This window comes from Bradyrhizobium sp. Leo78 (genome assembly GCF_059512425.1).
This window is the reverse complement of the sequence record NZ_JCAMOT010000009.1, coordinates 266091-273447: the sequence shown is the minus strand read 5'-3', so window position 1 is coordinate 273447 and position 7357 is coordinate 266091. Positions and strand designations below refer to the sequence as shown.

Genomic DNA, 7357 nt, shown 5'->3' with positions numbered 1-7357 from the left:
CATCAACCCGCCCTGCCGCCTCAAGCGGCGGGCACCTGTCCCTGATTATCGTGTCTCACGATAAGGGTGCACTTCAGCAGATCTTTCCTGCTTGATCTCGCGTGTTGGTCCAGTGCTTGCTCTTTCGGTCGGCGCATTTTTATTTGAACCAACGCCCCCCCGCGCGAGAACCACTATTTGCTGACGAGAGGCAGTTGCGTAGCTCAGCGTAGAAATCGGCGGGGCTCGTACTTTCATCCGTGAGCGCTGGGCGGTCCCCAAAAGGCCCAAGACATCGGTGGCCTGCAGTCAGCTCTTGCGTTTAACGGCCTTCCTCGCGCTGCGAGCTTTCGAGGCGGGTGCGCAATAGGCTGTAGCGTCAGCTGCGACCAAGCTGCAGAGCTCGGGATGTCCGTCGCAGCAGTCGTTGACCAGGAAGGTGATCAACGACCGCATGCCCTCGACCTTTGAGCGGTAAACGATTGTGCGGCCCTCGCGCGTACTGCGGAGCAACCCCGCACGCACCAAGATGGCCAGATGTGATGACAGAGTGTTATGCGGTGCGCCAATGGTTTCGGCGATCACGCCGGCAGTGATACCGACTGGCTCGTGCTTGATGAGCAGTCTAAAGATCGCCAAGCGCGTGGGCTGAGCAAGTGCAGCAAGAGCGGAAATCGCGTGGGGCTCGGAGAGCGGGTCTTGGACTGACCGGGTGCTAGCGTGGCTGGCAGCGGCCAGCATCGATTTCCGCATTCCGTAGTCTCCGCGCGACTCAGCCAGTTGCCTCATGTTTAACCCACAGATTAAGTGACAAGCCAGCACGTTTCGACTATTGAATATGTCGAGACGTCTCGACACATCGTAGCCCATCGATGTGACGGGCATGCGACATAAGAACAGCGAGCGCTCCGGCCGGTAGGCGTACCGGTCCGATCTCGAGGAAACACCCGCCAGTAGGCGTACTGGCGAACCCGAGGAGCATTCACCATGTCGCGCTGCGATCGTATGGTCGACGTCGGCCGCCGTCGCTTCATGAGCGGGGCGGGTCTCGCCGCCGCCGGCGTTGCCGTTACCTCAATCACACCTCTTCCGGCTCAAGCCGCGACCGGAGCCGCGAGGGTGGACTATCCCGTGAGTCGACTGGCCAACATCAAGGATCTCAAGCTCAACGAGCCGCTGAACGTCTCCTATCCCGACGACAAGGCTCCTGGCGTGCTCTTGAAGCTCGGCAAGACCGTGCCAGGCGGGGTAGGTGCCGAAGGCGATATCGTTGGCTTTACGACGATATGCCCGCACAAGGGCTATCCCCTCAATTACAGCGCGGCCGATCGGACCATGAACTGTCCCGGCCACTACTCTCGCTTCGACTGCGAGGCCGGCGGTCAACAGATCTGGGGACAGGCCACGCAGAACCTCCCGCAATACCTGCTGCGCGTCGACGACAAGGGCGACGTCTACGCCGAAGGCGTGGACGAACTGCTGTACGGTCGGCTTTCCAACGTGCTCTGAGGGGAGGAAGGGTCATGGCCTACAAGCGTCAAATCGACCGGCTTCCGATCATCCCGGCGGATGCCAAGGAATTCAACGTTACCTGCCATTACTGCATCGTGGGCTGCGGCTATAAGGCTTACACTTGGGCTGCCAGCAAACAGGGTGGCACGGCTCCAGGTCAAAACAAATTTGGTGTCGACCTTTCAAAGCAACAGGCCGCTGAAACCGAAGCCTGGTACTCGCCTGCGATGTACAACATTGTCCGCCAGAACGGTCAGGACGTGCACATCGTAATCAAGCCTGACAAGAACTGCGTCGTGAACTCGGGGCTGGGCTCGATACGCGGCGCGCGTATGGCCGAGATGAGCTATTCGCAGCAGCGCAACACGCAGCTGCAGCGCCTCACGGACCCCATGGTCTGGCGCTACGGGCAGATGCAGCCCACCAGTTGGGACGATGCGCTTGACCTCGTCGCGCGCGTCACTGTCGCGGTGATGAATGACATGGGCGAAGACGGCGTGTTCGTCTCGGCGTTCGACCATGGCGGCGCCGGCGGCGGGTACGAAAACACCTGGGGCACTGGCAAGCTCTATTTCAGCGCGATGAAGATCAAGAACATCCGCATCCATAACCGTCCTGCCTACAATTCTGAGGTTCACGCCACGCGCGACATGGGCGTCGGTGAGCTCAACAACTGCTACGAGGATGCCGAGCTCGCGGACACGATCGTGGCGGTCGGGACCAACGCGCTCGAAACCCAGACCAATTATTTCTTGAATCACTGGATTTCGAATCTGCGCGGAACGTCGCTCGACAAGAAGAAGGCCGAGTTCGGCTCCGAGCCAATGGAGCGGGCCAAGGTCATCATTGTCGATCCGCGTCGAACGGTGACGGTCAATGCCTGCGAGGTCGAAGCCGGCAAGGACAACGTCATGCACCTGGCGATCAATTCCGGCACGGATCTCGCGCTGTTCAATGCGTGGATGACCTATATCGCGGACAAGGGCTGGGTTGACAAAGCCTTCATCGAGGCCTCGACGACCAACTTCGACCAGATGAAGGCCGCCAACAGGATCAGCTTGGAGGACACGGCTAGGATAACCGGTCTAAGCACCGATCAAATTCGTAAGTCCGCGGAATGGATCGCGCAGCCGAAGGCGGGCAACGCGCGACGCCGCACGATGTTCGCGTATGAGAAGGGCCTGATCTGGGGCAACGACAATTACCGTACGAACGGCGCTCTGGTGAACGTCGCGCTCGCAACCGGCAATATCGGCCGGCCGGGCGGCGGATGCGTCCGCATGGGAGGACATCAGGAAGGCTATTCCAGGCCTCCGGATGAGCATGTCGGCCGACCGGCGGCCTACGTCGACAAGCTATTGATGGAGGGCAAAGGCGGCGTGCATCACATCTGGGGATGCGATCACTACAAGACGACGCTGAACGCCTTCAAATTCAAGCAGAACTACAGGAAACGGACCGACATGGTGAAGGACGCCATGATGACGGTGCCGTACGGCGATCGCGACGCCGTGGTCAAGGCGATCACGGACGCGATCAAGAAGGGAGGCATGTTCGCCGTCGATGTCGACATCGTCCCCACGAAGATCGGCGAGGCCTGCCACGTGTGGTTGCCCGCCGCAACATCCGGGGAAGCCAATCTAACGTCGATGAACGGCGAGCGTCGCATGCGCCTGACCGAAAAATACATGGACCCGCCGGGGCAAGCGATGCCGGACTGTCTGATCGCTGCGCGGATCGCCAACAACATAGAGCGGGTTCTGCGCGAGCAAGGCAAGACGGAAGCGGCCGACAAGTTCAAGGGCTTCGACTGGAAGACCGAAGAAGACGCTTTCATGGATGGCTATCACCAACATGAAAAAGGCGGCGAGTTCGTCACCTACGCGCGTTTGCGCGCTATGGGGACGAACGGCTTCCAGGAGCCAGCCGTCGGGCTCGACACCACCGGTGTTGTTGCTGGCGGCACGTCGACCGGCGTAACAACCGGAGAAGTCTTGAAGGGCCCTGCCATTGAAGGGGCGCGTGGAAAGGAGCCTGTCCTGAAGTCGGGTGCTGCATCATCCCCGGCTGCCTCGCCGGCTTCGGGCGGCGTCGAGCGTATTCTCGGCACGAAACGGTTGTACGCCGACGGCAAATTCAACAGCAAGGATGGCAAGGCCAAGTTCATGGAGACGGCGTGGCGCGGCCTGCAGGCGCCGGGCAAGGAAGCCGAGATGAAGAAGTTTCCATTCCTCATCAACAACGGGCGTGCCAACGTCGTCTGGCAGAGTGCGTATCTCGACCAGGACAATGAGCTCGTGATGGATCGGATGCCATATCCCTACATCCAGATGAACCCGACAGACATGAACGAGCTTAAGCTTAACCCGGGCGATCTGGTCGAGGTGTTCAACGACAATGGCTCCACGCAGGCCATGGTGTATCCGACGCCGACGGCCAAACCGAAGCAGACGTTCATGATGTTCGCATATCCGACCGGCGTCCAAGGCAACGTGGTGTCGGACGGGGTGAACGAGTTCATCATCCCGAACTACAAGCAGACCTGGGCCAACATTCGCAAGCTCGCGGACGCACCGGAAGGCGTGAAGCATCTGAGCTTCAAGTCTCTCGATTACCAGGCCTAGATTAGGCATCGAAAGCCCCGGCCTCGGCCGGGGCTTCTACCCTATGCTCGCGCACGCTCTGTTAGGGAGAGCAATCTTCACAGGGCTCTTTCCAAAGCCAGCCGTTCCTGCAGCTTTGTCGCCTGTTCCTTCCGTTCGCTGTACCTGTCGGTAAGATAGCCAGAGCAATCGCGCGTCAGCAGCGTGAACTTCACCAGTTCCTCCATGACGTCGACGACACGGTCGTAGTAGGGCGACGGCTTCATGCGTCCAGCATCGTCGAACTGCTCGTATGCCTTCGCCACCGATGACTGGTTCGGGATCGTGATCATGCGCATCCAACGCCCGAGCACGCGAAGCTGGTTGACGGCGTTGAAGGACTGCGAGCCACCGCTGACCTGCATGACGGCCAGCGTCTTGCCCTGCGTCGGACGAACGGCGCCGATCGCAAGCGGGATCCAGTCGATCTGGGCCTTCATGATGCCGGTGATGGCGCCGTGCCGTTCCGGGCTGCTCCAGACTTGGCCTTCGGACCAAGCCGAGAGTTCGCGCAGTTCGGTCACCTTGGGGTGATCGGCGGGCGCATCGTCCGGCAGCGGCAGACCCGAAGGGTTGAAAATCCGGCATTCGGCACCGAACATCGCCAGCAGGCGGGCAGCCTCTTCCGCCAGCAAGCGGCTGAACGAGCGCTCGCGCAGCGAGCCGTACAGCAACAGGATTCGCGGCCTGTGCCTGGACGGCTCCGGCCATAGTTTCCGAGAATCGGGAAGCAAAATCGCCGCGGGGGCGAGATTCGGAAGGTCCGCCACCTTAGCCATCGATAATTTCGCCGTCTTCCTTAATGAAGCGCCCGATGGGCGTCGGGAGCAGATCCAGCACCGCTTCCGAGGGGCGGCACAATTTGACGCCTTTCGGGCTCACCACGATCGGACGGTTGATCAGGATCGGATGGGCCAGCATCTGATCGATGAGCTCGTCGTCGGTCCACTTCGGGTCGTCCAGACCGAGTTGATGAAACGGCGTTCCCTTCTCGCGCAGAAGCGCACGAACGGGAATGCCCATCTCCTTGACGAGTTCGACCAGCCTTTCACGGGAGGGCGGCGTTTTCAGGTACTCGATGATGGTCGGCTCGACCCCGCTCTGACGGATCATCGCGAGCGTGTTGCGGGACGTGCCGCAATCCGGGTTGTGATAGATGGTGATGGTCATTGCGAAGTCTCCGCAATAGGTACAGGTCCACGGACCGCCGGCCTTCCGAGCAGCCAGTTCATCAGCAGCGAAGCGAGCAGCGCGCCGAGCAACTCGGCGACGATAAAGCCTGGCAGATCGATAGGCCGGATTCCGGCGAACGTGTTGGTTAGCGAACGCGCGATCGCCACAGCGGGATTGGCGAACGAGGTGGAAGCCGTGAACCAGTATGCTGCGGTGATGTAGAGGCCAACGAGCCATGGGACGGCATTTCGCTGAAACCGGATGCCGGCCAGGATGGTGGCGACCAGGCCGAAGGCGGCGACGGCCTCCGCGAACCATTGAGCACCGCCGGTGCGGACCTTCGTCGAGAAGTCGATCAGCGGCAGTCCGAACATCAGATGCGCGGCGATCGTTCCGCCGATGCCGCCAGCGATCTGCGCGACCAGGTAGAGCGCGGCCTCGTTGACCGGCAGCTCGCGTTTGCCGGTGAAGACAAGCGTCACAGCGGGGTTGAAGTGGGCGCCGGAGATCGGACCGAGCACGGTGATCAGGACCACCAGGATAGCCCCCGTCGGCAAGGTATTGCAGAGAAGCGCAAGAGCGACGTCCTTGGTCAGCGTTTCGGCCATGATGCCGGATCCGACCACGGTGGCGACGAGAATGCCTGTGCCGAGCGCTTCGGCCGCCAGACGCCGCGAAAGGTCGAACGTGTCCATCAGCCGGCCTTCGGCGTTGGACGTGTCGCGCCCTCGGAACGTCCGATCTCGCGCAGCTTGGTGCCGAGCGAAAGCTTGTCGATGCTCCTCAGCGGGAGGCTGGTGAACGTGCCGATCCGGTTTTTGAGGTAGCGAAACGCGGTCATGAACGCAGCCTGCTTCTCAAGCTCCGTGCCCTGGGCCTCGGCGGGATCCTCGATGCCCCAGTGCGCCGTCATCGGCTGGCCTGGCCAAACTGGGCACGTCTCGCCAGCGGCGTTGTCACAGACGGTGAAGACGAAATCCATCACCGGCGCATCGGAAGCGGCGAACTCGAGCCAGCTCTTCGAGCGCATGCCATCGGTCGGATAATCGAGGCTCTCGAGCGTGTGCAGCGCCAGTGGGTGCACTGCGCCCTTCGGTGCGCTGCCGGCGGAAAAAGCCCGGAAGCGATCGGCTCCATCCTTCCGCAGGATCGATTCCGCCAGGATCGAGCGCGCCGAGTTGCCGGTGCAGAGGAACAGGACGTTGTAGAGGTTGTCAGCCACGGGTTCGCTCCTTTCGTTTGGGAGAACAGCAGGACTGCAGGCTTTCCACGACCGGCGCGCAGACCTCCTGCCGGCCGCCGCAGCAATCCCGGAGCAGGAACAAAGCGATGTCGCGGAATTCAGCCAGATTGGCGCGGTAGACGATCGAACGGCTGTGCCGCTCAGACGTCACCAGCCGCGCGCGGGTTAGAATGGACAGATGGGCCGACAACGTGTTCGGCGGAACTTCCAATAGGCGGGCAAGATCGCCGGCCGCAAGGCCGTCAGGTTCGTGCCTGACTAATGTCCGGAAGGCCTCCAGACGAGTCGATTGTGAGAGGGCGGCGAGAGCCAATACGGCTTCTTCAGTTTCCATATATCCAGACTTGTGGAAATATTGGACAGAGTCAACCCCAAATCTAACGCCCAAGGTGGACTCATCCTCTATTTCCAAAATACTAGAAATATAGTTTGACAAAAACGCTGTTCGCGCCCATGGTTTGGCCCATGAAGATCGACGACGCAGCATCGCGCCTTGAAGCGCTGGGAAACCCAACCAGGTTGAAGATCTATCGCGCGCTGGTGCGCGCCGGGCGGGCCGGGATGCCGGTCGGGCGCCTCCAGGAGCGGCTCAAAATCCCGGCCTCGACGCTCTCGCACCACGTCAAGGGCCTCGTTTCCGTCGGCCTGATCTTCCAGGCGCGCGAAGGCACGACGTTGGTTTGCCACGCTGAATACGAGACGATGCAGGGCTTGGTGGATTTTCTCGTGGCCGAGTGCTGCATCGACGAGACGCAATGCAAAAAAGCCCAGACGGCGGCCTGATTTTTTTGCCCAGTCATTCGGTAAT

The 7357-nt window shown here is 61.0% G+C and carries 9 protein-coding genes; 3 read left to right on the top strand and 6 right to left on the bottom strand.

Annotated features, from left to right (window positions below):
• Positions 1–288 precede the first annotated feature (288 nt).
• Positions 289–732, bottom strand: a complete 444-nt coding sequence (locus tag AC5ZG1_RS15070) for an ArsR/SmtB family transcription factor (protein ID WP_496133325.1) — start codon at positions 730–732, stop codon at positions 289–291.
• A 234-nt stretch (positions 733–966) separates the two neighbouring features.
• Between AC5ZG1_RS15070 and AC5ZG1_RS15065 the strand changes: the two genes are divergently transcribed.
• A complete protein-coding gene (locus AC5ZG1_RS15065; RefSeq protein ID WP_496133324.1) occupies positions 967–1488 on the top strand; it encodes an arsenate reductase (azurin) small subunit in 522 nt (173 codons plus the stop codon).
• Between the two features lie 14 nt (positions 1489–1502).
• A complete protein-coding gene (locus tag AC5ZG1_RS15060; RefSeq protein ID WP_496133323.1) occupies positions 1503–4115 on the top strand; it encodes an arsenate reductase (azurin) large subunit in 2613 nt (870 codons plus the stop codon).
• A 77-nt stretch (positions 4116–4192) separates the two neighbouring features.
• On the opposite strand, the gene arsH is transcribed toward AC5ZG1_RS15060, so the two are convergent.
• The 5 genes from arsH to AC5ZG1_RS15035 are packed head-to-tail and all read right to left on the bottom strand — an operon-like array spanning position 4193 to position 6883.
• Complete coding sequence (gene arsH / locus AC5ZG1_RS15055; protein ID WP_496133322.1) at positions 4193–4912, bottom strand: arsenical resistance protein ArsH; 720 nt, start codon at positions 4910–4912, stop codon at positions 4193–4195.
• The gene (gene arsC / locus AC5ZG1_RS15050; RefSeq protein WP_496133321.1) at positions 4905–5303 is read right to left on the bottom strand and encodes an arsenate reductase (glutaredoxin); all 399 of its coding nucleotides are present in this window, start codon (positions 5301–5303) and stop codon (positions 4905–4907) included. Before arsC ends, arsH begins: the two co-directional genes overlap by 8 nt.
• On the bottom strand, positions 5300–6001 hold the full coding sequence (locus AC5ZG1_RS15045; RefSeq protein ID WP_496133320.1) for an aquaporin: 702 nt from the start codon (positions 5999–6001) through the stop codon (positions 5300–5302). Before AC5ZG1_RS15045 ends, arsC begins: the two co-directional genes overlap by 4 nt.
• The gene (locus AC5ZG1_RS15040) at positions 6001–6528 is read right to left on the bottom strand and encodes an arsenate reductase ArsC (protein WP_496133319.1); all 528 of its coding nucleotides are present in this window, start codon (positions 6526–6528) and stop codon (positions 6001–6003) included. Before AC5ZG1_RS15040 ends, AC5ZG1_RS15045 begins: the two co-directional genes overlap by 1 nt.
• Entirely contained in the window at positions 6521–6883 is a 363-nt protein-coding gene (locus tag AC5ZG1_RS15035; RefSeq protein WP_496133337.1) for an ArsR/SmtB family transcription factor, read from the bottom strand. Before AC5ZG1_RS15035 ends, AC5ZG1_RS15040 begins: the two co-directional genes overlap by 8 nt.
• A 131-nt stretch (positions 6884–7014) precedes the next feature.
• On the opposite strand from AC5ZG1_RS15035, the gene AC5ZG1_RS15030 reads away from it, so the two are divergent.
• Positions 7015–7332, top strand: coding sequence for an ArsR/SmtB family transcription factor (locus AC5ZG1_RS15030; protein WP_496133318.1), 318 nt, complete (start codon positions 7015–7017; stop codon positions 7330–7332).
• The last annotated feature ends 25 nt before the right edge of the window (positions 7333–7357 follow it).

Coding starts and splice junctions, on each gene's coding strand:
- AC5ZG1_RS15070 (WP_496133325.1), bottom strand. CDS start 732: ATGCGGAAATCGATGCTGGCCGCTGCCAGCCACGCTAGCACCCGGTCA.
- AC5ZG1_RS15065 (WP_496133324.1), top strand. CDS start 967: ATGTCGCGCTGCGATCGTATGGTCGACGTCGGCCGCCGTCGCTTCATG.
- AC5ZG1_RS15060 (WP_496133323.1), top strand. CDS start 1,503: ATGGCCTACAAGCGTCAAATCGACCGGCTTCCGATCATCCCGGCGGAT.
- arsH (WP_496133322.1), bottom strand. CDS start 4,912: ATGGCTAAGGTGGCGGACCTTCCGAATCTCGCCCCCGCGGCGATTTTG.
- arsC (WP_496133321.1), bottom strand. CDS start 5,303: ATGACCATCACCATCTATCACAACCCGGATTGCGGCACGTCCCGCAAC.
- AC5ZG1_RS15045 (WP_496133320.1), bottom strand. CDS start 6,001: ATGGACACGTTCGACCTTTCGCGGCGTCTGGCGGCCGAAGCGCTCGGC.
- AC5ZG1_RS15035 (WP_496133337.1), bottom strand. CDS start 6,883: ATGGAAACTGAAGAAGCCGTATTGGCTCTCGCCGCCCTCTCACAATCG.
- AC5ZG1_RS15030 (WP_496133318.1), top strand. CDS start 7,015: ATGAAGATCGACGACGCAGCATCGCGCCTTGAAGCGCTGGGAAACCCA.